This is a genomic window from Mesorhizobium sp. P5_C1 (genome assembly GCF_054049815.1).
This window is the reverse complement of sequence record NZ_JBFULQ010001132.1, coordinates 1-959: the sequence shown is the minus strand read 5'-3', so window position 1 is coordinate 959 and position 959 is coordinate 1. Positions and strand designations below refer to the sequence as shown.

The following is a 959-nucleotide window of genomic DNA, read 5'->3' as shown; positions in this document are numbered from 1 at the left end:
GATTCTCGCGCACCGTCATATGCGGATAGAGCGCATACGACTGGAACACCATCGAGATATTGCGCGAGCGCGGCGGCAGGTCGTTGACGATGCGGCCACCAATCTCGATCGAACCGGCGCTGATCTCCTCCAGCCCGGCGATCAKGCGCAGCGTSGTCGACTTGCCGCAGCCGGAGGGGCCGACCAGCGCGATGAATTCGCGGTCGGCGATGTCGAGGTCGATACCGTGCACGATCCCGACATTGCCATAGCGCTTGGTCAGCTTGGTGAGGGAAACGGTTGCCATGGGTGTCAGCCTTTCACCGCGCCGGAGGTCAGGCCGCCGACAAGGTGTTTCTGGACGATGTAGGTGAGGGTGAGCGCCGGAATGATCATCACCACGGCGAGCGCGCACATGCCGCGCCAGTCGATGGTGAACTCAGCCGTGTAGTCGAGCAGGCCGACCGGCAGCGTCTTGGCGCTCACCGAGCGGGTCAGCTGCGAAGCCAGCGCGAATTCATTCCAGCAGGTCAGGAAGGCGAAGATGGCGGCCGACGCGATGCCCGGCCCGGCGAGCGGGAACTCGACCTGCCAGAACGCCTGCCAGCGCGTGCAGCCGTCGATCTGCGCCGCTTCAGCGAGGTCCTTCGGCACCTGGCGGAAGAAGCCGTCGATCAGCCAAATCGTGAACGGCACGTTGAGCGCGACATAGGCAAGGATCAGTCCGAAATGCGTGTCGATGATGCCAAGCCGCACATAGAGGAAGAACAGCGGCAGCGACAGTGCGATGCCTGGCACCGTCCGCGTAAGCATCAGGCCGAGGAAGACGCTCGACTTTCCGCGGAAGCGGTAGCGCGCAAACGCATAGCCGCCGGCCATGCCGATGGCCACCGCAATGATCGTCGACGTCACCGAGATGATCAGCGAGTTGCGGAAATATTCGATCACCGGGATGCCGCCCTTGCCGATGCCGCTGAACA

Annotated in this window: 2 protein-coding genes; both read right to left on the bottom strand. The window is 63.4% G+C overall.

Annotated features, from left to right (window positions below; all coding sequences use genetic code 11):
- On the bottom strand, nucleotides 1-286 hold a 286-nt coding region (locus ACXJ7R_RS34385; protein WP_457155680.1), incomplete at its 3' end, for an ATP-binding cassette domain-containing protein.
- Nucleotides 287-291: 5 nt separating this feature from the next.
- The coding region (locus ACXJ7R_RS34380) for a carbohydrate ABC transporter permease (RefSeq protein ID WP_457155679.1) at nucleotides 292-959 on the bottom strand (668 nt) is incomplete at its 5' end.